At 68.6% G+C, this 24,603-nt stretch carries 31 protein-coding genes; 12 read left to right on the top strand and 19 right to left on the bottom strand.

Annotated features, from left to right (window positions below; genetic code table 11):
• Positions 1-8: 8 nt before the first annotated feature.
• The 9 genes from JOF29_RS13020 to JOF29_RS12980 form a co-directional block, all read right to left on the bottom strand.
• A complete protein-coding gene (locus JOF29_RS13020) occupies positions 9-842 on the bottom strand; it encodes a carbohydrate ABC transporter permease (protein ID WP_209694454.1) in 834 nt (277 codons plus the stop codon).
• Positions 839-1,759: a carbohydrate ABC transporter permease gene (locus JOF29_RS13015; RefSeq protein WP_209694453.1), complete on the bottom strand. Its 921-nt coding sequence runs from the start codon at positions 1,757-1,759 to the stop codon at positions 839-841. The genes JOF29_RS13020 and JOF29_RS13015 overlap by 4 nt, the downstream gene beginning before the upstream one ends.
• Positions 1,756-2,745 (bottom strand): LacI family DNA-binding transcriptional regulator, encoded by a 990-nt coding sequence (locus JOF29_RS13010; protein WP_209694452.1) that lies wholly within the window; start codon positions 2,743-2,745, stop codon positions 1,756-1,758. The genes JOF29_RS13015 and JOF29_RS13010 overlap by 4 nt, the downstream gene beginning before the upstream one ends.
• Before the next feature lie 200 nt (positions 2,746-2,945).
• Positions 2,946-4,739 (bottom strand): hypothetical protein, encoded by a 1,794-nt coding sequence (locus JOF29_RS13005; RefSeq protein ID WP_209694451.1) that lies wholly within the window; start codon positions 4,737-4,739, stop codon positions 2,946-2,948.
• Between the two features lie 150 nt (positions 4,740-4,889).
• Positions 4,890-5,840, bottom strand: a complete 951-nt coding sequence (locus JOF29_RS13000; RefSeq protein ID WP_209694450.1) for a potassium channel family protein — start codon at positions 5,838-5,840, stop codon at positions 4,890-4,892.
• The gene (locus JOF29_RS12995; RefSeq protein WP_209694449.1) at positions 5,812-6,921 is read right to left on the bottom strand and encodes a GNAT family N-acetyltransferase; all 1,110 of its coding nucleotides are present in this window, start codon (positions 6,919-6,921) and stop codon (positions 5,812-5,814) included. The genes JOF29_RS13000 and JOF29_RS12995 overlap by 29 nt, the downstream gene beginning before the upstream one ends.
• A gap of 71 nt (positions 6,922-6,992) precedes the next feature.
• Positions 6,993-7,187, bottom strand: coding sequence for a hypothetical protein (locus JOF29_RS12990; RefSeq protein WP_209694448.1), 195 nt, complete (start codon positions 7,185-7,187; stop codon positions 6,993-6,995).
• Positions 7,184-7,570 (bottom strand): hypothetical protein, encoded by a 387-nt coding sequence (locus JOF29_RS12985; protein ID WP_209694447.1) that lies wholly within the window; start codon positions 7,568-7,570, stop codon positions 7,184-7,186. Before JOF29_RS12985 ends, JOF29_RS12990 begins: the two co-directional genes overlap by 4 nt.
• Positions 7,571-7,583: 13 nt before the next feature.
• A complete protein-coding gene (locus tag JOF29_RS12980) occupies positions 7,584-8,387 on the bottom strand; it encodes a GNAT family N-acetyltransferase (RefSeq protein ID WP_209694446.1) in 804 nt (267 codons plus the stop codon).
• Positions 8,388-8,459: 72 nt separating this feature from the next.
• Between JOF29_RS12980 and JOF29_RS12975 the strand changes: the two genes are divergently transcribed.
• Together JOF29_RS12975 and JOF29_RS12970 are read left to right on the top strand one after the other, a co-directional pair.
• Entirely contained in the window at positions 8,460-9,074 is a 615-nt protein-coding gene (locus JOF29_RS12975; protein ID WP_372446267.1) for a hypothetical protein, read from the top strand.
• A 230-nt stretch (positions 9,075-9,304) separates the two neighbouring features.
• Positions 9,305-10,027: a hypothetical protein gene (locus JOF29_RS12970; RefSeq protein WP_209694444.1), complete on the top strand. Its 723-nt coding sequence runs from the start codon at positions 9,305-9,307 to the stop codon at positions 10,025-10,027.
• A 69-nt stretch (positions 10,028-10,096) separates the two neighbouring features.
• Here the strand turns inward: JOF29_RS12970 and JOF29_RS12965 are convergent, their stop codons facing one another.
• Entirely contained in the window at positions 10,097-11,155 is a 1,059-nt protein-coding gene (locus JOF29_RS12965) for a carboxylate-amine ligase (RefSeq protein WP_209694443.1), read from the bottom strand.
• Between the two features lie 38 nt (positions 11,156-11,193).
• Here JOF29_RS12965 and JOF29_RS12960 point away from each other — a divergent pair, with 38 nt between their 5' ends.
• Positions 11,194-11,931 carry a HipA family kinase gene (locus JOF29_RS12960; RefSeq protein WP_209694442.1) on the top strand — a complete coding sequence of 246 codons (738 nt, stop codon included), beginning with the start codon at positions 11,194-11,196 and terminating at the stop codon, positions 11,929-11,931.
• Complete coding sequence (locus JOF29_RS12955) at positions 11,928-12,302, top strand: DUF3037 domain-containing protein (protein ID WP_209694441.1); 375 nt, start codon at positions 11,928-11,930, stop codon at positions 12,300-12,302. The genes JOF29_RS12960 and JOF29_RS12955 overlap by 4 nt, the downstream gene beginning before the upstream one ends.
• Here JOF29_RS12955 and pgm read toward each other — a convergent pair.
• Positions 12,299-13,921, bottom strand: coding sequence for a phosphoglucomutase (alpha-D-glucose-1,6-bisphosphate-dependent) (gene pgm / locus JOF29_RS12950; protein ID WP_209694440.1), 1,623 nt, complete (start codon positions 13,919-13,921; stop codon positions 12,299-12,301). The two genes, JOF29_RS12955 and pgm, sit on opposite strands and share 4 nt — an antisense overlap.
• Positions 13,922-13,974: 53 nt before the next feature.
• Here pgm and JOF29_RS12945 point away from each other — a divergent pair, with 53 nt between their 5' ends.
• Positions 13,975-14,643 carry a maleylpyruvate isomerase family mycothiol-dependent enzyme gene (locus JOF29_RS12945; RefSeq protein WP_209694439.1) on the top strand — a complete coding sequence of 223 codons (669 nt, stop codon included), beginning with the start codon at positions 13,975-13,977 and terminating at the stop codon, positions 14,641-14,643.
• A 9-nt stretch (positions 14,644-14,652) separates the two neighbouring features.
• Here JOF29_RS12945 and JOF29_RS12940 read toward each other — a convergent pair whose 3' ends face one another.
• From JOF29_RS12940 to JOF29_RS12925, 4 genes are read right to left on the bottom strand one after another with little or no spacing between them, the layout of a single operon-like run.
• Positions 14,653-15,009, bottom strand: coding sequence for an MmcQ/YjbR family DNA-binding protein (locus JOF29_RS12940; RefSeq protein WP_209694438.1), 357 nt, complete (start codon positions 15,007-15,009; stop codon positions 14,653-14,655).
• Between the two features lie 4 nt (positions 15,010-15,013).
• The gene (locus JOF29_RS12935; protein WP_209694437.1) at positions 15,014-15,679 is read right to left on the bottom strand and encodes a response regulator; all 666 of its coding nucleotides are present in this window, start codon (positions 15,677-15,679) and stop codon (positions 15,014-15,016) included.
• The gene (locus tag JOF29_RS12930) at positions 15,654-16,832 is read right to left on the bottom strand and encodes a sensor histidine kinase (protein WP_209694436.1); all 1,179 of its coding nucleotides are present in this window, start codon (positions 16,830-16,832) and stop codon (positions 15,654-15,656) included. The genes JOF29_RS12935 and JOF29_RS12930 overlap by 26 nt, the downstream gene beginning before the upstream one ends.
• 20 nt (positions 16,833-16,852) lie before the next feature.
• Positions 16,853-17,398 (bottom strand): hypothetical protein, encoded by a 546-nt coding sequence (locus JOF29_RS12925; protein WP_209694435.1) that lies wholly within the window; start codon positions 17,396-17,398, stop codon positions 16,853-16,855.
• Between the two features lie 219 nt (positions 17,399-17,617).
• On the opposite strand from JOF29_RS12925, the gene JOF29_RS12920 reads away from it, so the two are divergent.
• From JOF29_RS12920 to JOF29_RS12895, 6 genes are all read left to right on the top strand, one after another.
• Positions 17,618-18,145, top strand: a complete 528-nt coding sequence (locus tag JOF29_RS12920) for a hypothetical protein (protein ID WP_209694434.1) — start codon at positions 17,618-17,620, stop codon at positions 18,143-18,145.
• 104 nt (positions 18,146-18,249) lie between these two features.
• A complete protein-coding gene (locus JOF29_RS12915) occupies positions 18,250-18,741 on the top strand; it encodes a hypothetical protein (RefSeq protein ID WP_209694433.1) in 492 nt (163 codons plus the stop codon).
• A 169-nt stretch (positions 18,742-18,910) separates the two neighbouring features.
• Entirely contained in the window at positions 18,911-19,300 is a 390-nt protein-coding gene (locus JOF29_RS12910) for a hypothetical protein (protein ID WP_209694432.1), read from the top strand.
• 87 nt (positions 19,301-19,387) lie between these two features.
• Positions 19,388-19,876, top strand: a complete 489-nt coding sequence (locus tag JOF29_RS12905) for an FBP domain-containing protein (protein ID WP_209694431.1) — start codon at positions 19,388-19,390, stop codon at positions 19,874-19,876.
• A 64-nt stretch (positions 19,877-19,940) separates the two neighbouring features.
• Positions 19,941-20,195 carry a hypothetical protein gene (locus JOF29_RS12900; protein WP_209694430.1) on the top strand — a complete coding sequence of 85 codons (255 nt, stop codon included), beginning with the start codon at positions 19,941-19,943 and terminating at the stop codon, positions 20,193-20,195.
• A gap of 24 nt (positions 20,196-20,219) precedes the next feature.
• The gene (locus JOF29_RS12895) at positions 20,220-20,744 is read left to right on the top strand and encodes an orotate phosphoribosyltransferase (RefSeq protein WP_209694429.1); all 525 of its coding nucleotides are present in this window, start codon (positions 20,220-20,222) and stop codon (positions 20,742-20,744) included.
• A gap of 20 nt (positions 20,745-20,764) precedes the next feature.
• Here the strand turns inward: JOF29_RS12895 and JOF29_RS12890 are convergent, their stop codons facing one another.
• A complete protein-coding gene (locus JOF29_RS12890) occupies positions 20,765-21,994 on the bottom strand; it encodes an exonuclease domain-containing protein (protein WP_209694428.1) in 1,230 nt (409 codons plus the stop codon).
• Positions 21,995-22,063: 69 nt separating this feature from the next.
• Positions 22,064-22,672: a hypothetical protein gene (locus JOF29_RS12885; protein ID WP_245357568.1), complete on the bottom strand. Its 609-nt coding sequence runs from the start codon at positions 22,670-22,672 to the stop codon at positions 22,064-22,066.
• Between the two features lie 36 nt (positions 22,673-22,708).
• On the opposite strand from JOF29_RS12885, the gene JOF29_RS12880 reads away from it, so the two are divergent.
• Positions 22,709-22,864 carry a hypothetical protein gene (locus JOF29_RS12880; RefSeq protein WP_209694426.1) on the top strand — a complete coding sequence of 52 codons (156 nt, stop codon included), beginning with the start codon at positions 22,709-22,711 and terminating at the stop codon, positions 22,862-22,864.
• Between the two features lie 100 nt (positions 22,865-22,964).
• Here the strand turns inward: JOF29_RS12880 and JOF29_RS12875 are convergent, their stop codons facing one another.
• Positions 22,965-23,456 (bottom strand): metallophosphoesterase family protein, encoded by a 492-nt coding sequence (locus tag JOF29_RS12875; protein WP_209694425.1) that lies wholly within the window; start codon positions 23,454-23,456, stop codon positions 22,965-22,967.
• 9 nt (positions 23,457-23,465) lie between these two features.
• Positions 23,466-24,467 (bottom strand): NAD-dependent epimerase/dehydratase family protein, encoded by a 1,002-nt coding sequence (locus JOF29_RS12870; RefSeq protein WP_209694424.1) that lies wholly within the window; start codon positions 24,465-24,467, stop codon positions 23,466-23,468.
• Positions 24,468-24,603 lie beyond the last annotated feature (136 nt).

Here is a 24,603-nt window from a genome sequence, read left to right as displayed (position 1 = left end):
TACTTCTCCTAACCTTTGACTGCGCCGCTGAGCAGGCCGGAGGTCAACCTCCGCTGCAAGAAGGCGAAGAACACGAGACTGGGTACGGTGGCCAGCACGGAGGCGGCGGCGAGCGGACCGAACTGCACCTGGCCCTCGGCACCGACGAAACGGGCGAGTACCAGCGGAAGTGTCTTGAGCTGCGGGTCCTGCAGCAGCACCAGCGCGAAGAAGAACTCGTTCCACGCCGAGATGAACGTGAACATCGCGGTCGCGATCAGCCCCGGCCGGAGCAGCGGCATCACGATCGACACGATGGTCCGGATCCGGCCCGCGCCGTCGACCGACGCGGCCTCCTCCAGCTCCCGCGGTACGGCGGCGACGTACCCCTGCAGCATCCACAGCGCGAACGGGAGCGACCAGACCGTGTAGACGATCACCACGCCGGGGATCGTGTTCGTCAGGTGCAGCGGACGCAGGATCATGAACAGCGGGATCACGATCAGGATCACCGGGAACACCTGGCTGACCAGGATCCAGCCGTTCGTCAGCGGCCGCAGCCGGCTGCGGAAACGGGCCAGCGCGTACGAGACCGGGAGCGCGACGATCAGCACCAGGATCGTGCTGTAGATCGAGATCTGCAGGCTGTTGCCGAGACCGCGGACCAGGCCCTGCTCGTTCAGCGCGTCGCTGTAGTTCGACAGGTCGAAGTGCTTCGGCAGGATCGACGGGGTGATGCTCGCGAACTCCTGCGGCGACTTCAGCGAGCTGGAGATCAGCCAGAGCAGGGGGAAGCCGAGGAACACCAGATAGCAGATGACCGCGACGTACTGCAGGAAGCGGGTAGCGGGTTTGGTCCTCATGCCTCACTCCGCAGGCGGTTCCGCAGGTAGAAGAACAGGAACACGATGATGATGACCACCATCACGTCGCCCATGGCGGCGGCCATCCCGAAGTTGCCGTAGCGGAACGCCTCGTTGTACGCGAACAGCATCGGCAGCATCGTCTTCCCGCCCGGGCCGCCGGCGGTCAGCACGTAGACCAGGCCGAACGAGTTGAAGTTCCAGATCATGTCCAGGCTGGTGATCGCGACGATCACGGTCCGGAGCTGCGGGAGCGTGATGTTCCAGAACTGGCTCCACGCGCCGGCGCCGTCGACCGCGGCGGCTTCGTACAGGGTGCGGTCGATGCTCTGCAGGCCGGCGAGCAAGGTGACCGTGGTCATCGGCATGCCGACCCAGATCCCGACCACGATCACCGCCGGCAGCGCCGTACTGAAGTCGCCGAGGAAGTTGATCGGGTGGTCGGTGAGGTGCAGCTTCTGCAGGATCTCGTTGACCGGGCCGTTCGTCGGGTGCAGCAGCAGGCGCCACATGATCGCGACCACGACGGGAGGCATGGCCCACGGGATCAGCGCGAGGGTACGGGCGACGCCGCGGAACTTGAGGTCCGTGTTCAGCAGCAGCGCGAGGCCGAGCGCGGCGACGAACTGGAGGATCGTGACCGACAACGTCCAGATCACGCCGATCCGGAACGAGTCCCAGAACAGGTTGTTGTGCAGGAGCTTGCTGAAGTTCTCGAAGCCGACGAAGTTCGTCTGCACGTGCAGGCCGGCGCGGGCATCGGTGAAGCCGAGCGCGATACCGCGGATCAGCGGGTAGACACTCAGGATCAGCACCGGCAGCAACGCGGGCAGGAACAGCAGGATCGCTTCGCGGTTCTGCTTGGGCTTTCCAGGCTTCTTCTTCAGCGGCGCCGGCGCGGTCAGCGTAGCCGTCACGGGGTGGACCTCCGGACGCTCAACGACGGCTGTACGATGATCCGGCGCGGCGTCCGATCGTTGTCGTCGATCCTTGCCAACAGCAACTCAGCCGCCCGCCGCCCCCGCTCCGCGGACCCGAGATTCACACTCGTCAACGGCGGAAAACTCTGCTCGGCCAGCTCGCTGTCGTCCATCCCCACCACCGCAACATCCGCGGGCACCTCAAGCCCCGCCGCAGCCAACTCATGCATCAACCCGACGGCCAACAGATCGTTCGCACAGATCACCGCATCAAACCCACCAGTGGACAACAGGGCGGGAGCGGCTGCGCGGCCGGCAGCAAAGGTGAAGTCCGTTGCCTCACCAACTGCGATCGGGTCGAGATTGTGGGATCTGAGGGCTTCAGCGAAGCCCTTCGCGCGGGCGGTGCCGGGGACTGTGTCGGCGGGGCCGTTGATGAAGGCGATCCGCTGACGGCCGCGGGACACCAGGTGGTCGACGGCGAGGAGCATGCCCTTCGGGGAGTTGGCGCGGACCGTGTCGACGCCAGCCTTCGACGGCACACTACCGGCGACGACCACCGGCACCTCACACTCGCGGATCGCCTTCACCAGGTCCTCGTCGACGCGGATCGGGCTGATCAGCAGACCATCGGCGTACCCGCGCGCCATCCCCTGCACCAGCGCGACCTCGTCCACCACCTCCGGCCCGGTCGTCGTCACCACCAGCCGGTACCCGGCGGCGGACACGACCTCCTCGACCGCGCGCATCATCGTCACGTACACCGGGTTGCCGACGTCCGCGACCGCCAGCGTCAGCTGGAACGTCCGCCCGACCTTCAGCGACCGCGCCCGCGCGTCCGGCACGTACCCAAGCTCGGCAACAGCCCGCTGCACCCGCTCGGCCATCTCCTCGGTGGCCGGCAGCCCGTTCAGCACGCGCGACACCGACGCCACCGAGACCCCGGCCACCCGGGCCACCCCAGCGATCGTCGGACGACTCACGAAAAGCTCCTGTAATCGTTCTTGTAATCGTTTACAAGCCCGACCCTAAAACGCCACGCACCCCCCGTCAACCTCAAGCACCCCACACCACCCCGCCGAAACCGTACCGTGACCCCCGTCGGTACAACTTTGAGAACCCACCAACCGTTCTCGGCGTACCGAAACGGTCGGTGGGTTCTCAAAGTCCCCTCAGACGGACGTCAGCAGCGGGTGCTGAGTTGCGGATTCGGGATCACGGGACTCGTCAGCGTCCCGCCGAACCGCGCCAGATCCGGTACGCCGTACTGCGCCGTCTGGCCGAACGTCTTCGCCGTCCGGTTCTTGATCACGTTGCCGAAGTTCCACGTACACACGCCGCCCCCGAGCGACGACCGCCCGAGACTCCAGAACGGGTAGAACGCGGCCCCTTGCGGCTTCGCCGTACAACCGGCCCCGGTCTGCGTGTTGCAGAGGATCTCCGACGCGGCCACGTTGGTCTCGAACTGGACCGACGGATACGGATGCCCGCCGCCGGTGAACGGCCCGAGATACTCGAACGAGGTCGGATGCCCCGCCGAACCGTCCGGCCAGCCGGCCTGGTACGACGATCCGTCGAAGTCCAGGTCGCCGTTCTGGAACACGTTCTCCTGGCAGCCGGCGATCGGCCACCGTTCGACCACCGCCTGGCCGTTCACCATCGTGGTCCGCGGACCGGCGATCATGCAGTTCGCACCGGAGAACTCGCAGTTCACGCCGCTCGCCGAATCGTTGGTCGGGCAGGCGGCACCGGTCTCGGTGGTCGCGTTCTGGCAGATCCCGGTCGCCGGGTCGCACGGCCCCTCACCGGAACCGTTGCCCTCGGCACCACCGTTGCAGACCTGGAACACCTTCGGGTCCGAGAAGCTCTGCCCGTTCGCGAAGGTCTGGCTGACCGGCAACGGACTCGACACGCTGGAGCACCCCTCGAAGTGACCCAGCTCGTCCTGCATCAGTACGCCGCCCTCGAGCGCGGCCCACGGGACCTGGTTCTGCTGCTGCGCGCTGCTGAACTCCGAATGGAAGTCGAACGGCGTCCCGGTACAGTCCGCGATGTTCGTGTTCATGAACCCGTTCGCCGCGGAGGCCACGATCGACCCGCTGCGCCCGGTACTCAGATCGTCGATCCTCGCGAGTAGACCGTGCGCGGTGTCGCGCATCACCACCCGCAGTACGTCGCCCTGCCGCATCTTCAGCGTCCTGTTGTTCGGTGTCAGCGTCGACACGTCGGTGAGCTGCGGGCTCGGCGGCCCGGACGGTACGCCGTCGGTCTGCAGGTACGAGAAGTTCACCGGCTCGATGCAGTTGTTGTTACAGGTCGCGAACCCGAACGTGCAGCTCAGGCTGTCGATCGTCAGCGCCGCACACCAATCCTTGGCATCACAGCTCGGCGCGTCGATGAACGGACCGAAACCTGGCGGGTAGAACTGCAGCTCCATGAACGCCGAGCCGGCCGCGTTCGGGTTGTTGATCTGCGACTGGTTGGCGTCGCTGTTCGCCGTACACGTGTTCTGCGGGTACGACTTCGGGTCGCACAGCGGCAGCCCGAACCACGGTGCCGGGCTGAGCTGGGCGTACTTGCTCACCGCCGGACTGTTCACCGTCGGCTTGGCGTTCGGGTCCTTGGCCAGCCGCATGAAGTAACTGATGTCGTTCGCACTGCCCGGCCGGCTCGAGATGAACTTGACCGACGGTTCGTCGTGGCCGATGTAGTGCTCGTTGTCCTCGAACCGCCAGGGCACCCCGTTCTTGTCGACGGTGACCGGGTCGGTGCACAACCCGCCCAGTCCGTGCTTGACCGACTTGTACTTCGGGCTGAACCCGTTGCAGTCCATCATGCTTGTCGCGTTCGGCTTGACCGTGCCCGAGCTCGTGGCAGGCGCCGCAGCCGTTGCCTGCCACCCAAGAACCGGCATCATCGCGATCGCGAGTGTGATGACGGCGGCACCTATCCCCCAGCGAGAATGCATTCTGCGCATCGACGTGCCTCCACCCCGCAGAGAGGGAGCCCGAGGCTGGGCCGGCGACGGCTCAGGGCCCCCTTGTGGACCGCCGTCGGTGCAACAAGGCCAGGCTTATTCCTCGCCGTCACCCACTGTCAATAGGTGAACACGCTTCTCAGCGGCCGCTCAGTCTTCGTTCTCGTCGGCGCCCGGGCGCTCGGCCCACGGGGTCGCCTTGGCCGGCCGTACGACGATCACCTTGTCGCCGGCGGCGAGCACCGACACGTTCGAGTCGTAGTACCGGTGCACCTTGCCGTCCCGGACAACCGACACGACGCGGTCCGGCAGCGCGGACGGCGGCTTGCCCACCTCGCGCCCGAGCACCGGGCGCTCGGCGACCTCGAGCCCCTCGCCGTACGTCAGCAGGTCCTCCATCACCTCGCCGAGGTTCGGGCTGACCGCGGACAGGCCGAGCAGCCGGCCGACCGCCTCCGAGGACGTGACGACGGCGTCCGCGCCGCTCTGCCGGAGCAGCGGGACGTTGTCCTCCTCGCGGACCGCGACCACGATGTGCGCGTTCGGGTTCAGCTGCCGGACCGCCAGCGTGACCAGGACCGCCGAGTCGTCGCGGTCGGTCGTCACGATCACCTCGCGGGCCGACACCACCTCGGCCCGCCGCAGTACCGTCCGGTTCGTCGCGTCGCCGTGGAACGCGGCCATCTGGTCGTTGCCCGCGTCCCCGATCGCCTGCGCCCGCGGGTCGATCACCACGATGCTGTCGCGCTTCACGCCGTTGCTGAGCAGGGTGTGCACCGCCGACCGGCCCTTGGTGCCGTAGCCGACGACGATGGTGTGGTCCTTCATCCGTTTCCTCCAGCGCGTGTCGCGCATGATCTGGCGACCCTCGTTGGCCAGTACTTCCAGTGTCGTACCGACCAGAACCACCAGGAACGCGATCCGCAACGGGGTCACGATGAAGGCGTTCACCAGCCGGGCGGCGGACGTCACCGGCGTGATGTCGCCGTACCCGGTCGTGGTGAGCGTGACGGTTGCGTAGTAGATGCTGTCGATCAGGTCTACTTTGCCGTCGTAGCTGTCGCGGTACCCGTCACGGTCGACCACCACGATCAGCACCATCACGGTCAGCAGCCCCAGCGCGATCAGGAACCGGGTGAAGAGCTGAAAGAGCGGCGAGCGTGTGCTCGCGGGCAGGTTGACCAGCAGACCGTGGGGGTTCCGACCGGTGGGAAGGGGTGGCACGCGTATGACGATATGGCACCGCGGGCCGATCCACCTCATGCGACAGGCTCCGGTCCGACAGGGCGACACTCACCATCAGACTGTCGCCGTCCCGGACCACCCTCGAACGCATCCGCAACCGCTCCAGCGTCCGGAGCATCGCGTGGTTCTCCGGCTGCACCATGCACACGACACGATCCGCGCCGAGCGCCCGCGCTCCGTTGACCACCTCGCGCAGCAGCCGCAGTCCGAGTCCTTGTCCCTGCCAGCCGTCCTCGACGAGTACGGCGACCTCCATCGTCGTACTGCCCAGCTCCTCCCACGGCGCCGCCGTCGCCATCCCGATCACCGCGCCGTCGACACACGCCACGATCGACACACCACCGGCCGGAGCGGACAGGTGCCGCGCCGTACGGGCGGTCAGCTTCGGCATCGGTACGTGGTACCGGCGCGTGCGGCTCTCGTACGAGCACCGGTCGTGCATCGCGACGACCGCGTCGGCGTCCTCCACGGTCGCGGTCCGCAGATCCGGTACGCCGCTACCGGGCCGCGGCCCGTCCGGCGTATCGGACCGCTCCGCCAGCCGCCCGGCGATCTCCACCAGGGCGTCGGCCCGCGCCCACTCCGCCGGCGTGTACTCGTCGAACCCCTGCAGGTTGCCGAGCTCGTCGTCGACGGACACCGGGTCGTCGATCAGCCGCAGTACGGCACGCAGGTACCGGGTCGGGGCGTCGTGGAGTACGTCGGCCTGGCACGGGCGGACCGTCGTACGGACACAACCGGCCTCCGCGACCAGGGCGGCCAGGTCGTCGGCGGTCCAGCCGACGCGGGTGGAGACGACCAGCTCGTCGACCGCACCGGTCTCGGAGGTGAAGACCTCCAGATGAAGGATGTTGATGTCGTCCGCACCACACCGTGCAGCGAGTTCGGCCAGTGCACCGGGCCGGTCGGCGAGTTCGGTCCTGATCTTCCAGAGCATGCGGACGCCCTCCCTCGTGGAAACGTCCTTCCACTCTGCGTCCGGCCTGTTGCCCGGTCGGGTCCGGGATGTTACGCGCGCGTCAACGTTTCCCGCTTCAACGTTTCCCGCTTCAACGTTTCCCGCTTCACCGTTTCCCGCTTCACCGTTTCCCGCTTCAACGTTTCCCGCTTCACCGTTTCCCGCTTCACCGTTTCCCGCTTCACCGTTTCCCGCTTCACCGTTTCCCGCTTCACCGTTTCCCGCTTCACCGTTTGCGGCTTCACCGTTTGCGGCGGATCCTCGGCAGGTGTGGTCGGCGTGCAGGAATGACCGGCGTCTCGCGTTTGTCCAGGTCGGCGTGCCGGAGCAGCTCGGGATAGGTGGCCTGCGGTACGGCGGGGTACGTCGTCACGATCGCGTCGCCGGAGAATACGAAGAAGACCGCCTGACCGTCCTTGATCACCTTCAGCAGCGTCCCGTCGCGGACCGTCAACGCATGCTCGAACGCCTTCCGACGCGCGGACCGCTTCGCCCACGCGGCCTGCACCGCCTGCTGCGCGGGCTCACGCCCATGCCGAACCGCCTCGACAACAAGCGGCCCGTACCGCACGCCGTACTTCACCAGGTTCTTCGCCAGCTGACTGCTCTTCCCCGCTCCACCCGCCATGGGACGAGGGTACTCAGGGTTTCCAGTTGTACGGGATCGTCACGGATACCGGCCGCAGGCCGAGGCGGGCGAGGATGCCGCGGCTGTCCGGCGACGCGTCGACCTGCAGGTACTTGTACCCCTGCGCGGCCGCGAGGTTCCGGCGGTACGCGACGTGCGCGCGGTAGATGCCCTTGCCGCGCCACTCCGCCAGCGTCGAACCGCCCCACAACGAGGCGAAGTCGGTGCCCCGGTGGAACCGGATCCAGGACCCGCAAACCATCGTCGGGTCGTCCTCGTCGGTCTCCGCCACGAGCACCATGCCCGGCTCGTCCGCGTTCGCGATGTCCGCGCTCAGCGCCTCCGGCAGCCAGTCGTGCGGGTAGCCCCAGACCTCTTCTTCCATCGCCTGCATGCGCTCGAGGTCGGCGCGCTCGGTGATCTCCCGCAGCCGGATCCCGTCCGGCAGCACGACCTCGGTCGGCAGCTCGGTGACGTCGCCGATCAGCAGGCACTCCTCGTCGTCCGGGACGAACCCCGCCGCGGTGAGGCGCTCGGGCAGATCGGCCGGCAGGTCGTGCGTGTAGTACTTCCACTCGAACTTGGCGCCGCGCTCCTCGAAGTACGCGACCTGATCCGCGATCAACCGGTCCAGCTCGGGCCCGTCGACGCCGCCGAGGTACTGCACGAACCCGTCACCGCGGAGCCCGACCTGCCGGATCAGCGCGCCGAGATGCTCGGCGGTACCGGTACTGGCGCCGCCGCGGCGGGTGCGGATCTGCTGGTCGTACGCCGACCGGAGGGCGAGTGCCTCCGGTGAGTTGTCGAGAGGAATCACGGCATCAGTAGACCAGGCACCCGCAACCCGATTTCGCGCGTCGGCATGCGGGTGTCGGTGGGTTCAGGCACCATGGAGGCCGTGAGTACGCCCAACCCGCGTCGGCCGATCATGCCCGGCAACAAGTTGTTCGAGTCACTGCCCGGTGCCGCCGACCCGGCGACCGTGACCGAGGCCGCGCACCGGACCGCCGAGCTGCTGGTCCGCGGGGTGCGCAAGTCCGAGGACGCCGAGGTGCACGCCCGGGTGGTCAAACTCGCCGACGACTACGGCCTCGACGAGCTCGCCGAGCTCTGGTCCGGCTCCCCCGCCGACTCGCTGCCCGGCGCGCTCTGGCGGCTGTACGTCCTGCGCTCCTGGGTGCACGGGAACGCCGAGGAGGTCTCCCGCGAGTTCAGCACCGGCCGCGCGTACGCCGAAGTGCACGCCGTCGTCGCCGGAGTCGCCGAACCCCCCGGTCCCGCCGAGGTCCGGGACATGGTCGACGCCGTCCTGCGCGGCGTCGCGACCGGCGACTTCGCCACCACCCTGGACCGCGCCGCCGCCTTCGCCCGTATCATCGCCACCGGCCGCGCCCACCTCGCCGACGACGGCCACGACCGCGTCCTGTCCGCCGCCAAACTGGTCGAGACCGCAGACCAACTGGAAACCTCCGCCCGCGCGGAACGCGCCGGACACCTCTGGTAGTTGCACGCCGGCCTCGCGGATGTTATACGTCCCGAACCCCGGAATCCCAACAGGACAAGGCATTTGAGCACCCGCTACACTGTTCGAGGTGCCGGGCCGGTGCAAGCCCCGGGTCCCAAAATAAGCCGCCACGAGCGGCCACGCGCCGTGAGGCGCTTCCCGACCCGGCACCACCACTCGAGTAGTTCTACCCGCGTGACTAGACCTGTGCGCTGTTAGCTTCGTTGGCTGTGAAGCGGATTGTTGTGAGTGCGGTGGTGCTGGTGCTGGCGGGTTGTTCCACGGTCCAGTCGAAGGACGTGCGGACCAGTGGGATCAGCGCGACCTACGTGGTCACAGTCCCGGAAACGACGCAGGTGGCGGACGTGAGTGCGTCGTACCGGGTTGGCACGCTCACGTTCATCGAGCTCGGGGACGGCGAGTCGGTCACGTCGTCCGGTGGTGGGAAGGACGTGAAGCTCAAGCATCACAAGCCCGCCGGTGTCACCGACTACGACGGGCAGCTCGACGGTGCGGTCGCCGCGGGTACGGAGATCACGTTCGACCTCACCCGCGGAAGCGCCGACGACTCCGCGCCCAAGTCGACGGTCAAGCTGCCCGAGCGGGTCAAGCTCACCGCGCCCGTGACCGGTACGACGTACTCCCGCCGCGCCGCTCTCGCCGTCCGGTTCGACAGCAGGCCGTCCGACCTGCCGTCGCTCGTCACGTGGGCCGGTTCCTGCGTGCAGACCGGGAGCGTTCACCTCGAGCCCGGTCGTACGTCGGTCAGCATCACGCCCGGCTCGATCCGCCCGGTCACCGTAACGCCGACGCCCGGTGTGAAGCCGGCGACCACCTGTCCCGTCGACATCACGCTGACCCGCCGTACCGAAGGCACCCTGGACAAAGCGTTCAAGGACGGCTCCATCACCGCCGAAACCCAGTCAACCCGCCAAATCACCTCAACGCCGTAGCCTTGACCTGGGGAGGATTTTGTGCCAACACGGGAACAAAATCCTCCCCAACCTGGGCGCCCGGCGGGGTTAGGGGTTGATTTCGGTCAGGGTGATTACGTCGTGGGTCTTGCGGAACGCCTTGCGTTGTTTGATTGCGCCGTTTCCGTCACGGAACGCCCGCTCGATGCCATCGCCGACCAGTTCGACCGCGTCGAGCTGCTGCAAGGCCGGTTCGACGGTCCGGCGGAGCTGTTCGAGCAATTGGGCGATGGGTATCGGCTCGGCACGCAGTACGTCGAGACCTCGCGCGGTGAGCCCGTCCCGGGCAGCCAGCCAGTACGCGGCCCGCAGTACCTCAGGCTCCAGTGTCGGGCCTGTCGAGCCGTCCACCAGCGCGGTGAGCACGATCGCGCGGACCAGCGTCGCGAGCAGCACCGTCTCATCCACTGTGAGAGGTACGTCGCTGACCCTCACCTCCACCGTCGGGAGGTGCGTCGACAGCCGGATGTCCCAATAGACCATGTTCTCGTCGATCAACGTGCCGGCCGCCAGGTGCATCGCGACGAGCGCGTCGTAGTGCTCAGCCGACTCCAGGTACGGCGGCGGGCCGGCGCTCGGCCACCGCGTCGTCATCAGCCAGCGCCAGCTGGCGAATCCGGTGTCCTGACCGAGGTAGATCGGAGAGTTGGCCGTCAGCGCCAGCAGCGCGGGCAACCACGGACGGACGTGGTTGCTGACCTTCGTCGCGGTGTCCCGGTCCGGCACCTCGACATGCACGTGACAGCCGCACACACCTTGCTCCCGCGCCAGCAGGCCCCACTCACGAACCAGTTGCTGGTACCTCGGCTTCTTCGTGATCAGCTGCGCGGCCCGGCCGTGCGGAGGTACTGCGATCGCCAGCAGCCGGGCACCGCCGTCCGCCGCGGCCGACGCCAGCTGGGACCGCATCCGGACCAGGTGGTCGCGGAGCTCGCTCGCGCCGGTGCAGACCGGAGTGTTGATCTCCACCATCGCCCTGGACATCTCCAGCGCGACGTCGAACTCCCCCACGTCATCGACCACGGCCTTGCTCCGCGGGAGCGGATCGCCCGCGTCGGTCACGAGGAGTAGCTCTTCCTCTACTCCGAAGGACGGAAGCTTCACCATGCACAGGTACCCACCGCTAAGCAGTTAGGCTCTGCGGCGTGAGTCTGCCTGTTGTTACTGCGACGCGGTACGTTCTGCCGCTCCGTGAAGGTGGGTCGTTGCCTGGGGTTGTCGAGGGCAACGACCTCGGGACGTACGTGATCAAGTTCCACGGCGCCGGCCAGGGGCCGAAGGCGTTGGTGGCCGAGGTGATCGTCGGGGAGTTGTTCCGGCGGCTCGGGCTGCGGGTGCCGGAGCTGAAGCTGATCGAGCTGGACCCGGCGATCGGGAAGTCGGAGCCGGACTTCGAGATCCAGGAGCTGCTGATCCGCAGCGCGGGGCTGAACCTGGCCGTCGACTTCCTGCCGGGGTCCTTCGGGTACGACGGATCGGCCGGCAACCCGGGCGACGACGCGATGGCGCGGATCCTCTGGCTGGACGCGTACGTCGCGAACGTGGACCGGTCGTGGCGGAACACGAACATGCTGGTCTGGCACAAGAACCTGTGGCTGATCGACCACGGCGCGGCACTGTACTTCCATCACTCGTGGATGTCGGCGGAGAAGTTCGCTTCGCTGCCGTACGACGCGTCCGACCACGTGTTCTCGGTCGCCGTACCGGGTGTTGCGAAGATGGATGCGGAGCTGGCCGCGGCGATCACCCCGGAACTGTTGACCGAGGTGATCGGGCTCGTGCCGTCCGAGTGGATCGAGGACGGGGACCGGGAGCGCTATCTCGGCCACCTGGTGGCGCGGCTGGAGAACCGGTCCGCGTGGGTGCCGGGAGGTGCGCGGTGAAGCCGTTCGACTATGTGATCCTGCGGGCGGCGCCGAGGATCCAGCGCGGCGAGTTCATCAACGTCGGCGCGGTGTTGTACTGCCAGGCGCTGGACTATCTGGGTGCCGGATGGGATGTGGATCCGGACCGCCTGCGGGCCTTGGACCCAGCAGTCGACGTTGATGTCGTGTGTGCGGCGCTGGAGCAGGTTCGGGCGATCTGCGCGGGTGACCCGGCGGGTGGGCCGGCGGCGGCCACCAAGATCGGTGAGCGGTTCCGGTGGCTCGCGGCGCCTCGCAGTACCGTCGTACATCCGGGACCGATCCACAGCGGGATCACCACGGACCCCGCCGCGGAGCTGGAGCGGTTGCTGGACTCGTTCGTACGTTAGGCGAGTGCCGCCGACACGACGTCGCGGGCCTGCTCGAACACCAGCGCCAGGTGGTCCGCGCCCTTGAAGGACTCGCCGTAGATCTTGTAGAGGTCCTCGGTGCCCGACGGACGTGCAGCGAACCAGGCCGACTCCGTTGTGACCTTCAGCCCGCCGATAGCGGCCCCGTTACCGGGAGCGTGGGTGAGCCGGTCCACGATCGGCTCTCCGGCCAGCTCGGTCGCCGTGACCGCTTCTGGCGTCAGAGCTCCCAGCTTGGCCTTCTGCTCGCGGGTAGCCGGCGCATCTACCCGTGAGTACGCCGAGGCACCGAAACGGTCCACCAGCTTCGCATGGGCCCGCGACGGCGTCTCACCCGTCACCGCGGTGATCTCACTCGCCAGCAACGCCAGCAGGATCCCGTCCTTGTCAGTGGTCCACACGGTGCCGTCGAAGCGCAGGAAGCTAGCACCTGCCGACTCTTCACCACCGAACCCGACAGAACCGTCAACCAGCCCCGGTACGAACCACTTGAACCCGACGGGCACCTCCCACAGCCGCCGCCCGAGGTCCCCGACCACACGGTCGATCAGCGACGAGGACACCAGCGTCTTACCGACAGCGACGTCCGGACCCCACTGGCGGTTGCTGAACAGGTAAGAGATCGCCACGGCCAGGTAGTGGTTCGGGTTCATCAGCCCCGCGTCCGGCGTGACGATGCCGTGCCGGTCGGAGTCCGCGTCGTTCCCGGTCGCCAGGTCGTACTTGTCCCGCTGCGCGACCAGCGAGGCCATCGCGTACGGCGAGGAGCAGTCCATCCGGATCTTGCCGTCGTGGTCCAGCGTCATGAACGACCAGGCCGGGTCGATCCGCGGGTTCACCACGGTCAGGTCGAGCCCGTGCCGCTCGCCGATCGCGGCCCAGTAGTCGACGCTCGCACCGCCGAGCGGGTCGGCCCCGATCTTCAGGCCGGCGTCCCGGATCGCGGCCAGGTTGACCACCGACGGCAGGTCGTCGACGTAGTGCCCGAGGAAGTCGTAGTCCCCGGCGTGCTGACGCGCCTGCCCGAACGGCTTCCGGCGTACCTCCCGGTTGCCTGCCGCGATCAGCGCGTTGGCGCGGTTCGCGATCCAGCTGGTGGCGTCGGAGTCGGCCGGGCCGCCGTGCGGCGGGTTGTACTTGATGCCGCCGTCCCGCGGCGGGTTGTGCGACGGGGTGATGACGATGCCGTCGGCGTCCGCACCGCCGCCGCGGTTCAGCCGCAGGATCGCGTGCGACACGGCGGGCGTCGGCGTGAGCCGGTCCGCGCTGTCCACCAGCGTCTGTACGTCGTTACCGGCCAGCACCTCCAGGACCGTGCGCCACGCCGGCTCCGAGAGCCCGTGGCTGTCGCGGCCAACCAGCAGCGGGCCCGACGTACCCTCACCGGCCCGGTACTCGCAGACGGCCTGCGTGATCGCCAGGATGTGCGCCTCGTTGAACGCCCCGTCAAGACTCGAGCCCCGGTGCCCCGACGTACCGAAGACGACCTTCTGAGCTGGGTTCTCGACGTCCGGGGTGATGTCGCCGTACGCCGCCAGCATGGCGTCGACGTCGACCAGGTCCTCGGGCTGTGCTGGCTGACCTGCGCGTGGGTGCATGCCCACATGCAACCACAAGACCGCCGAGGGCTGTACGGGGTGACAATGGTTCGGTGACGGACCCCAGAAGAAGCGCCGAGCTGTACCACGCGGGGCGTGCTCGGATGGCCGCGGCCGTGCAAGGGCTCAGTGCGGAGGACCTGGATCGGCAGGTGCCTGCCTGTCCGCAGTGGAGCGTGCAGGACCTCATCGCGCACCTCACCGGCGTTGCTGCCGACTTCGCGACCGGTAACCTCGTTGGCGCGCCGCGGCCGCCGTGGACCGCGGCACAGGTGGCGACGCGGCAGAACCTGCCGATCGCCGAGGTCCTCGACGAATGGGCGACCGCCGGATCGGCCCTCGAAGCGGTGATCGTCGGCGGCACCACCTCGCATCCGCTGGTGTGCAACCCGTACGTCGACGCCGCCGTCCACGAGGCCGACCTGCACGGAGCGATCGGCAGCGGTCGGCCGCCGGCCGAACTGTGGCTGGCCGCGCTCGACTGGATGCTCGACGAGCCCGGGCCGCTGACCGTCATCACCCCGGACGGCACGTACTCGGCCGGCTCCGAAGCGCCGGCGGCGACCGTCCGCACCAGCTCCTACGAGCTGTTCCGGGCCATCTTCGGCCGCCGCAGCAAGGCGCAGATCCAGAACTGGGACTGGGACGACCCGGAGCACGCCCGCGCCTGGACCCCGGCACCGGCCTGGTTCCCGCAGACGTCGGTGTCGCTGAACGACTAAGGGCATGCCCTAGGACTCGTCCAGGCGGGCGATTAGTGTCTTCGGGGCGATCTGGCGGTAGGCGTTCTCGACCAGGTCCTCGAAGTGCTCCCAGTCGACGTCCACGTCCAGGAACACGCCGAGCCAGCCGCGGTGGCCGACGTACGGCGGCCGGTAGAAGTGCTCGGGATCGTCCGCGACCAGCGACTCCTGGACGCCGGGTGGTGCCGCCATCCAGACGCCGACACGGTCGTCGTGGTGCTGATCGGCGTACATCACGAAGGTCTTCTTGTCCCGGACGAACCACGTCGGCTCACCGTGGCTCGACCGCTCGGTCACTTCGGGAAGGGCGAGGCAGAGGCTGCGTACGCGTTCCAGAACGTCCATCTGTCTAGTGTCGCGGACCAGGGATCACTACGCCGGACTCATACGCGTACACGACGGCCTGTGCGCGGTCCCGCAGGTCCAACTTGGTCAGGACGTTGCTGACGTGGCTCTTGACGGTCTGCTCGGCCAGCACGAGCTCTTCAGCGATCTGCCGGTTGGACAGCCCTCTAGCGACCAGCCGCAGTACGTCGGTCTCCCGTGGCGTCAGCCGAGCCGGTGTCACCTGTACGACGGGTTGCGCGCGGGCGAAGTCCTCCACGAGCCGACGTGTGACAGACGGAGCCAACAGCGCATCCCCCGCAGCCACGACCCGTACCGCCGCTGCCAGCTCCTCCGGCGTCGAGTGCTTCAACAGGAACCCGCTGGCACCAGCACGGAGGGCGGCGTACACATAGTCGTCCAGGTCGAACGTCGTCAGCATCACAACCCGCGGCGGTTCGCCAGGCGCAGTCCCCGCGAGGATGCGCTGCGTGGCCGCGAGACCGTCGAGCACAGGCATCCGTACGTCCATAAGAATCACGTCCGGCTTCAGGTCCGCGGCCAGCTCGACAGCCTGTGCACCGTCACCGGCCTGCCCGACCACCCGCATGTCCGGCTGCGCGTCCAGCAGTGCGCCGAAGCCGGCCCGCACCATCTCCTGGTCGTCAACCACCATGACCGTAATCGCCACCCGACACCTCCTGTCCGACCGGAATCACTGCCTGCACCAGATAACCGCCTTCCGAGGTCGGACCGGCGCTCACCGTCCCGTCGACAAGCGCCACCCGCTCGCGCATCCCCGCCAGCCCCTGCCCGCTGCCAGGAGCCGGTACGACGGGACGCGGCGGCCTCGCGTTCTGCACGGTGACCTCCAGCTCACGGGCGGTACGACGTACGGCAACCTCCACGACCGCGTGCAGGGCATGCCGTACTGCGTTGCTGAGACCCTCCTGCACAATCCGGTACGCCGTGAGCTCGACAGCCGGGTCGAACCCGGTCGGTACCTCACCCACCAGTCGTACGTCGGCCCCTGCGCGCCTGGTGCTCTCCACGAGCTCAGGTACCTCCTGCAGACCGGGCTGCGGGCTTAGCTCACCCGGTTGTTCGACCGGCTCGCGCAGCAACCGCAGTACGCGACGCATCTCGGTCAACGAGGCCCGTGCCTCATCTGCAATGCCCGTGAACTCAGCGCGCACCTCATCCGGTACGTCGGGCAGCCGGTGCGGGGCACTGTCCGCGCGGACGACCACCACGGACAGGTGGTGCGCCACGACGTCATGCAGCTCGCGGGCGATCCGGGCGCGCTCCTGCAGCCGTTCCCGCTCCGAACGCTCGGTCTTGCTGATCGTCTCCTGCTCTACGAGGAGGCGGTTCGTCTCGCGGCGAGAGCGGAGCAGGTCGCCCACCACGACCGCTACCGCCGACAAGACCGCCATCGTGATCAGCCCGCGCCAGCCACCACGCTCCGGCGCCAATGCGATCGCACCGACCCCCAGAGCCTGTGTAGCGACCCACCAGCCCACCTGCTCGCGACGGCCGAGCCCACGTGCACCTGCGATCGCCACGACGAACGAGTGCCCGAAGGCGGCCGTCGTACCCCACGGCCACGGCTCACTCGCGCTGACCGGTGTTGTGAGCGCTGCAGTGACAGCCGTGGTGACAAGCGAGACCACTACCGCCACCCGCGGCCGCAGCCACGACAGGCTCAAGGCCAGTGCGCGTGCGATCGCCAGTGCGAGTACAGCGCCGAGGGCCACCTCGTAGTGCTGTGCAAGGTCGAGGACCGTCAGGAACAGCAGAGTGGCAACGCCGAGCCCGGCAACCCACGACCACCTGTTCGGCATCTGCACAGGTTGGACCCTACTCACACCTGCTGCAGCCAGGCCCAGAAGAACGCGAAGGTACCGGCAGCCACCACGATAGTTGCCGGAAGCACCCACCTGCGCGTCCCCTGCACCAGGAGTGTCTGCAGCGCCGCGATGCCACGCAGTACGAACAAGAATGCGACAGTGCACGGAAGAGCGAGCAGTCCGTGCGTGGCCCAGGCACCGGCGCGGCTCGGGCCGCCCCACGTCCCCGGCTCGACAGGGCCGTGCTCGACGAGGCCCCAGAACGGGCCGCGGACCACGGCCAGCACGGTCAGCAACAGTACGAACAGGCTCGCCAGGCCTAGTACCGCACTGAGCAGACCGTCGCCGAACGTACGGGCACTGCGCTTCGGAGACACAACAGACACCCCCACGCGGTACTCCCCCAGCCGACGCCAGCGCCGCGCCGCGGTCACCGGCTCGCCGAGGATCGCGTCCGCCATGGTCAGCAGACCCGCAGGCAGCAGCAAAGCGACGTACACCAGTGAACGGGCAAGCCGCCGGACGCGGTGCTCCCGCACCTCAGCGATCGTCTGCGTCATGATCTCTCCTCGGTCTTGATAACTGAGATCGAGCGTAGAAATCCGGCGCCGCCGGCACCTCCAGCCAGAGAGCCGATCCCGGACCAGTACCCGGGTAGGGGGTGGTGTGTGATTCAGGTCACAGTGACCACGGTATGCGCCACCGCGTTACACGATCAGTGCCGGACGGGTTGCGCCGGCGGCACCAGGACGGGGATTTTCGTCCAACAGGAGGTGTTCATGCGCAAGCGGAACCTGGCCGTGGCCGCCACGCTGCTCCCGGTTTTGCTGCTCCAGGGGTGCGGGACCGACAGCGGCATCGCCGCGGCTGCGCCTGCCGCCCACAAGGCGACCCGGGCCGCGACCAGCGACCTCGGCTCCGACGACCCGGTGCTGAACGCCTACTACGCGTACCGCACCGCGCTCGACGTGATGATGCGCAGCGGCGGCAGCAGGACCACGCAGCTCGAGGCGGTGATGACGCCGAAGATGTACCAGGCGATCAGCGCGCAGGCGAAGTACTTCCGGACCAACAAGCTGCACAACACGGGGCTCACCAAGGTCGTCTGGGCCAAGCGCACGCTCGCGTCGAACGGCATCCTGATCAGCGCCTGCTACGACACCACCTCGGCCCGCACCGTGAACGTCCGCGGCCGCGGCGTCCTCCCGAACACCACCCCGACCCGCTGGCTCGACCAGATGCGCGTCGTCACGCAGGACTCCCGGTGGATCGTCGACGGCGGCACCACCACCCCGACCGCCTGCTGACAACTTTGTGGCGGTGCGATCACGATCGCGTGGTCACCGGATTGCACTTGGTCACCGCGGGCACACTCACTCCTGAGTGCCGACTAGGTCGAGGGGTCCACCGGATGATCGACACACACGTTCGCCACTGGCTGCCGTCCTGGTTCGGCAGCCGTCGTACGCCGGAAGCGTTCCGGCCACGCGGTACGAGTTCACGCGTCAGCCGGCTCGCGGCGGAGTACGACTCCGACGTCGACGCCGCACTGCAGCGGCTCTGGCCGAAGGCGCGGATCTATCACGATCGCGAGTTCACCCGGGACCGGGCCGACTTCCTGCTGGTGGTCCGCGGCCGCGGCGTGATGATCGAGACCAAGGTGAAGAGCGATCCCGGCGTGTTCCGCGGCTCCACGCTGCCGCCGCTGCTGGACCGGCTGCAACGCGACGGCCGGCGGCTCGTCGTCCTCGTCAACCAGGGCGACCCCGCCCCGGCCCGCGACCTGATCTCCACCAAGCTCGGCGACCGCGGCCGGATCGTGGTCTGGTCCGGTCCACACCACGACACCGACCTGCGCCAGGCGGTCGAGGCACTCCTGCAGCAGACCACCCGGCACGCCTGAGTCCTCGAGTTCGTCGAACGCGCTGAAGCCGATCCGGGGTCTGGGAGGCTGAAGCCGGACAGAAGTCCACCCCAGCCCGGCGTGTCCGTGTCCTGGAGCCGTTCAGCCCGGAGAATGGCCGGATAATGGACTGCACCAGATCGGGGCGGCGGATCATCAGGGGTGTGGGGTGGCACAGCAGAAGGTGTACTGCGCGTCGGCGGCGAGTGACGTCTACCGGGCGGTCAGCACGGTCCTCGGCCGGGAGCGGTTCTGGGCCGATCAGGCACCGGAGTCCGACGGGGTGATCTCGTTCGTGCTCGCCGACGGCCGGCGGGGCCAGAGCCGGATCGAGCGCGCCGTCCAGGACCAGCTCTACGAGCTGCGGTACTTCGGCCGCACGCTGACGTTCCGGCTGGCCCCGGCCGCGGCCGGCACCGACCTGACGCTCACCTCGGACGGACCCGACGACGTACCCGAGCTGGTCTCGCTGCTGCTCCGGCTGAAGGCGTCGGTCGACTTCGGCGTCGACCTCCGCAACCACGACGCGAACCGCAGTACGCACTACGCCGACTCCTGACGGTTGCTGGCAGCAACTTGATTAACGGGTTGCGCAGCGGCCCGGGCAGCAGGTCTCATGGGTCCTCGAAGGATCGGAGGACCTACCGTGGAACCGCTCAGCGCCGACGACATCAGGCGCTCGTTCGTCAACTCGACCAAGAGCCAGGTGAAGGCGATGGCGTTGCCGCCGCGGTTCACTGAGCTGCCCTGGGAGTCGCTGGACTTCCTCGGCTGGCGCGACGGCAAGGCGCCGAACCGGGGGTACCTGGTGGTCCGCCGGGACGGTGGCGTGACCGGGATCGCGGTCAGCACGCAGGCGTCCGGTGCCGCGCGCCGGTTCGCGGGGCTGTGCGACCTGTGCAACACCGCGCACCACGTCAGCGACGTCGCACTGTTCGCCGCCCGGCGCGCAGGCACCGCCGGGCGCGAGGGCAACACCGTCGGGCTGTACGTGTGCGCCGACCTCGCGTGCTCGCTGTACATCCGCGGGCTGAAGGAGCTCGACGTACCGCAGGGTGAGACCGCCCCGCCCGAGGTCCGCGCGGAGCGGCTCGCGACACGACTCGAGAGCTTCGCCCAGCGGGTTCTCAGGTAGCTGCGCGCACTATCCTGGAGACCCCTGCCGGCCCGCATCGAGCGCGCGAGAAAGCGAGTCGCGAATGACCGAGTTCCGCATCACGCATGACATCGCCAAGACCCACCCGGACATCCGCGAGCGACTCACAGCCACCACGATCGAGGCGATCAACGAGTCCAGCGCCCGCTCCGCGGACGACGCGGCCCGGATCCTGCGGCACAAGCTCGGCGAGATCGGCGTTCAGATCAGCGAGTCCGCCTGCCGGTCCGCCATCGAACGCATCCGCTCCGGCAAGCAACTGCACTTCGAGATCGAACCGGCACCCGACGAGGAGTAAGACCTGCCGGATAGGGTGCCGGGTGTGGAACTTGCTGAGTTGGGGCGCCGGGTACACGCAACCGCACATCTGACCGGCGAGTTCGTGCTCCGGTCCGGGCACACGGCCACGGAGTACTTCGACAAGTACCGGTTCGAGGCCGACCCGGTGCTGCTGGACGAGATCGCGGCCGCGATGGTCCCGTTCGTCCCGGCCGGCACCGAGGTCCTCGCCGGTCTGGAGATGGGCGGCATCCCGGTCGTCACCGCGCTCGGACGGCACACCGGCCTGCCGTGCGCGTTCGTCCGCAAGGAGGCCAAAACCTACGGCACCTGCCGGCTGGCCGAAGGCGCCGAGACCAACGGCCGCCGGGTCACGATCGTCGAGGACGTCGTCACCACCGGCGGCCAGATCGTCCTGTCCACCAACGAACTCCGCACCCTGGGCGCCACCGTCACCGACGCCCTCTGCGTGATCAACCGCAATGCCACCACCCCCGAGCCCTTGACCGGGGCCGGCCTGACGCTCCACGCCCTCCTCACCCCAGAACACCTGCAACCGGACAACTGACGTCCCACCCCCCCGCCGGCTCATCCCGCCTTGCGCTCGGCCTGTGGCAGGAGCCTGCGAAAGTCCTCGGCCGAGATGATCGGTACGCCGAACTCCCGGGCCGCGCGGGCCTTCATCGACAGGCTGTCGACGTCGGCCGCGACCAGGAACGTCGTCTCCGGCCGAACCGCCTCCTGCGGCGCGAACCCGGCCGCGACCGCCCGGTCCCACCACACCTCCCGCGGCTCGACCATGTCCCCGGTGAACACCATCGTGCTCCCCCGCGGAAACCCGCGCGCCCCCGGGCGATCCGGTACGACGTACCGCCCGCTGCTCGCGCGCAGCAACGCGTCGTCGACGTCGAACGCCCGCTGCCCGAGCATCACCGCCACCTTGTCGAGGTCGTTGCGCTGATCAGGCGTCACGTCGCCGGCCGCCCACGACGCGTCCGCCAGCGCGGAAACGTAGTACCGATGCAGGTGGTCGACCTGTGGACGGGTCATGCCGAGCTCGTTGGCCACCTGCACCAACTGGTCGGCGTCTGCCGCGGTGATCTCGCGGTTGGCGAGGATCGTGTCCAGCAGCACCAGGTACGAGTCGGCCTGCGGCGGCTCCGGCACGCGGGGCAACTGGTCGACGAGTCGACTCATCCATCCGTGGCGGCCGCCCGCGTGCACCGGCCGCACGGTCGGTGCGACCCCTGTCCTGGGAAGATCGGGCCACGGCAAACGGCGTACTTCCTCATAAGCCCACTGCCACGGCGGCGGGGCCGCGAACGCGCCGAGGTACTGCGCGAACAACTCGGCCGTGGCGCGGGTGTCCGCGAGCGCCGAATGCCAGCCCTCGATCGGAATCCCCGCGGCCGCACAGCAGGCGCCCAGCGTCCGCTTCGCGCCCGGATGCAGGTAACCGGCCAGCGCCATCGTGCACATCGACCGCTCGGTGATCAGCGGCACCGTGACACCGAGCCGCGCGAACTCCGCCCGCAGGAACCCGAGATCGAACTCGACGTTGTGCCCGACAACCATCCGCCCGGCGAGCAGCCCGCCCAGCTGCGCCGCGATGTCGGCGAACTCCGGCGCCGCCAGCACATCGGCGGTGAGGATCCCGTGGATGTGCTGCGGACCGAGGTCGCGCTGCGGATTCAGCAACGTCACCCACTCGCGCTCGACCTGCCCGCGCGCGTCCAGCAGCACGACCGCGATCTCGATGACCCGATGCCGATGGCTCGGCAACAGGCCGGTCGTCTCCGTGTCGATGACGGCGTACATCCGGGTCCTCCTCCGGTCGATGACCGACTGGAACAACCCAATCACAGCCCGCCGACAGTTTTCGTCGAGTCAGGATTCCGGCAGGTCGACGGCGATCTCCGCGCCCAGTTTCGCGCCGTGTGCGAGCTGCAGTTCGTCACCGCTCCAGAACCGGCCCGGGTCGTACCAGTTCGGCCGCCGGCCGTGCAGCAGTCCCATCGCCTCGTAGGTCAGCGCGACCACCTCCGCGCAGTACGCCGACTCGAGCTCGCGCGAGTCCGTCCGCAGCGCCGGCATCCGCCCGCGAACCCAGCGCGACGCGAGCCGCGCCGTCGACGGGAACGGCGTACCGTCGAGCCGCGCGACCGTCTTCAGTACGGCGTCCTCCAGCTCCCGCGTCACCGGGTGCTCCAGCTGCCGCAGCCATGCGTGCTGACCATACTTGTTGCCCCACACCAGCACCGCGTCCCGGAGGTCGTGCAGCTGAACGCCGCGGTGGTGCGTCCCGGTCCACACGTCCGGCAGCGAACGACCGAGCTCCGCGTGCCACATCAGCGGCGGCAGGTCCTCGACGACGATCGCCATCCCGACGTGGTTGACCGGGCTGTTCGTGGTCAGCTGGATCGCGCGATCCGCCGCACTCGCACCGCGGAACAGCCAAATGTCACCTGTTCGTGTCAGTTCCGTAGCGTCATCCAAGGAAATCCGGCTGTTCACATCGCTAGGTTAGTCGGCATGAAGGTATGGAAGGTGGTAGGGCTTGCGGGGCTCGTCGGCGTGGCTGCCACGGGTGTTGTGGTCGCACGGGGCGAGCGGAAGCGCCGGGCGTACACGCCGGAAGAGGTCCGCGATCGCCTCAAGACCAGAGTCAAGGAAGCAGCGAGCGCCTGACCTGGCCAGCGTCGGCCGGGCGCGTGTGGGTGCGCCGTAACTCGGTGGTACGGCGTCGGCCACACGCGCCCGGCCGCGTTTCGTTGTGATATGCAACCTTCTAGAGGTTGTGCAGGGCAACTTCTTCCAGCCGGCCCGCGGTGATGGTCGCGGTCTGGTAGGTGCAGTACGGCTGCCGCCGGCGATCCGTCGGTGATCCCGGGTTCAGCAGCCGCAGTCCGCCCGCGCTCGTGGTGTCCCACGGGATGTGGCTGTGCCCGAACACCAGCAGCTCCACCCCCGGGTACGCCGCCTCGCAGCGCGCCTCCCGCCCCGTCGCCGGACCGGTCTCGTGGACCACGGCCACCGACAACCCGTCGAGCGTCACCCGGGCGACCTCAGGCAGCCGCGCCCGCAGCTCCGGGCCGTCGTTGTTGCCCCAGCACCCGACCAGCCGGGCAGCACGGGACTCCAACTCGTCCAGCAGCCCGACGCTCACCCAGTCACCCGCGTGGATGACCACGTCGGCCCGCTCGACCGCCTCCCACACCGGCGCCGGCAACTTCTTCGCCCGCACCGGCAGATGAGTATCCGAGATCAGCGTCAGCCGCATGCGCCCACTCTAGGACCGGCCTGATGCCTTCAGTGCCTCGATCAACTCCTTCTCCTTCGCGAGGCTCAGGCCGGCGCGGCGTTCGCGGGCCAGGCCGAGCTCGCGCTCCCAGGCGAGCGAGTCCGCCGTCAGCTCCATGCGCGACCGGTGCGTCAACCCGGCAGCCGCCGCGGCCGACCCGCTGCGCTCCGACCAGCCCTCGTAGCCGGCCTCGGTGATCCACATCGTCAGCGACTCCGGCCCCATGTACTGCTCGACCTTCTGCTCCTCCAGCCACTCCTGCGGAGCGAGCACCACCGGCCCGGTGTGACCGCCGACCTCGCGCGCCGTCGCGATCCACTCCCCGAACGGCACCACCGGCCCGTACGTGTCGAAGGTCCCGGTCCGCCCCAGCTCGGCGTTGTCGAGCAACCAGCCGGCCAGATCCCGTACGTCGACGACCGCCGTCGCCAGGTCGGGCGTGTCGGGCACCAGCAGCGGCTCCTCCGGCGCCAGCGCCGCCCGCGCGACCCACGCACCGGCCCGGTCGCTGGCGTCCCCCGGCCCGCCGATCAGCCCGGCGCGGGCGATCACCAGCCGCTCCCCGACCGTGTCCAACGACGCGCGCTCACACGCCACCTTCGCCTCGCCGTACTGCTCCCGGTCCGCGACGTCCTGCTCGACCGGCTCCCGCAGTACCGCAGACTCGTCGGCGCCGGGGGTGTCGAACTTCTCGTACACGTTCCCCGACGAGACGTAGGTCCAGTGCTTCGCCCGCGCGCCGAACGCGGCCAGCGCGCCCTTCACGAACCCCGGCTGCCACGAGACCTCGAACACCGCGTCCCAGTCGCGCGCCGGAACCGCGTCATACGCATCCGGGCGGCTTCGATCGGTGGCGACCAGCGTCGCGCCGTCGGCGACCGCGCCACTCTCACCACGCGCCACACACGTCACCGCGTGCCCACGGGCGAGCGCCTGCGTCGCGATCTCCCGCCCGAGGAACGCCGTACCACCGAGAATCAGAATCTCCATGCGGGCAAGCAAATCAGCCGCCGCCGACAATTCCCAGCCGCCTCTGCCGAGGGCAGAAACAACGCCGCGTGATCCACCGCCCTCGTCAGGTCACCGTACGTCGTCCGCCCTTGCCAGGCAGTCGATCCAGGGGCAC

Origin of the sequence: Kribbella aluminosa, from assembly GCF_017876295.1 — a bacterium.
GTDB classification, from domain to species: domain Bacteria; phylum Actinomycetota; class Actinomycetes; order Propionibacteriales; family Kribbellaceae; genus Kribbella; species Kribbella aluminosa.
The sequence above is the reverse complement of the archived record's forward strand: the minus strand, read 5'-3'. Positions and strand labels throughout refer to the sequence as shown.

Excerpts from the sequence above, each read along its gene's own strand:
- JOF29_RS13020 (WP_209694454.1), bottom strand. The coding sequence starts at position 842 with ATGAGGACCAAACCCGCTACCCGCTTCCTGCAGTACGTCGCGGTCATC.
- JOF29_RS13005 (WP_209694451.1), bottom strand. The coding sequence starts at position 4,739 with ATGCGCAGAATGCATTCTCGCTGGGGGATAGGTGCCGCCGTCATCACA.
- JOF29_RS13000 (WP_209694450.1), bottom strand. The coding sequence starts at position 5,840 with ATGGTGCTGATCGTGGTGGTCGACCGTGACGGGTACCGCGACAGCTAC.
- JOF29_RS12995 (WP_209694449.1), bottom strand. The coding sequence starts at position 6,921 with ATGCTCTGGAAGATCAGGACCGAACTCGCCGACCGGCCCGGTGCACTG.
- JOF29_RS12985 (WP_209694447.1), bottom strand. The coding sequence starts at position 7,570 with ATGGCGGGTGGAGCGGGGAAGAGCAGTCAGCTGGCGAAGAACCTGGTG.
- JOF29_RS12975 (WP_372446267.1), top strand. The coding sequence starts at position 8,460 with ATGGAGGCCGTGAGTACGCCCAACCCGCGTCGGCCGATCATGCCCGGC.
- JOF29_RS12965 (WP_209694443.1), bottom strand. The coding sequence starts at position 11,155 with ATGGTGAAGCTTCCGTCCTTCGGAGTAGAGGAAGAGCTACTCCTCGTG.
- pgm (WP_209694440.1), bottom strand. The coding sequence starts at position 13,921 with ATGCACCCACGCGCAGGTCAGCCAGCACAGCCCGAGGACCTGGTCGAC.
- JOF29_RS12940 (WP_209694438.1), bottom strand. The coding sequence starts at position 15,009 with ATGGACGTTCTGGAACGCGTACGCAGCCTCTGCCTCGCCCTTCCCGAA.
- JOF29_RS12930 (WP_209694436.1), bottom strand. The coding sequence starts at position 16,832 with ATGCCGAACAGGTGGTCGTGGGTTGCCGGGCTCGGCGTTGCCACTCTG.
- JOF29_RS12925 (WP_209694435.1), bottom strand. The coding sequence starts at position 17,398 with ATGACGCAGACGATCGCTGAGGTGCGGGAGCACCGCGTCCGGCGGCTT.
- JOF29_RS12920 (WP_209694434.1), top strand. The coding sequence starts at position 17,618 with ATGCGCAAGCGGAACCTGGCCGTGGCCGCCACGCTGCTCCCGGTTTTG.
- JOF29_RS12915 (WP_209694433.1), top strand. The coding sequence starts at position 18,250 with ATGATCGACACACACGTTCGCCACTGGCTGCCGTCCTGGTTCGGCAGC.
- JOF29_RS12900 (WP_209694430.1), top strand. The coding sequence starts at position 19,941 with ATGACCGAGTTCCGCATCACGCATGACATCGCCAAGACCCACCCGGAC.
- JOF29_RS12890 (WP_209694428.1), bottom strand. The coding sequence starts at position 21,994 with ATGTACGCCGTCATCGACACGGAGACGACCGGCCTGTTGCCGAGCCAT.
- JOF29_RS12880 (WP_209694426.1), top strand. The coding sequence starts at position 22,709 with ATGAAGGTATGGAAGGTGGTAGGGCTTGCGGGGCTCGTCGGCGTGGCT.
- JOF29_RS12875 (WP_209694425.1), bottom strand. The coding sequence starts at position 23,456 with ATGCGGCTGACGCTGATCTCGGATACTCATCTGCCGGTGCGGGCGAAG.
- JOF29_RS12870 (WP_209694424.1), bottom strand. The coding sequence starts at position 24,467 with ATGGAGATTCTGATTCTCGGTGGTACGGCGTTCCTCGGGCGGGAGATC.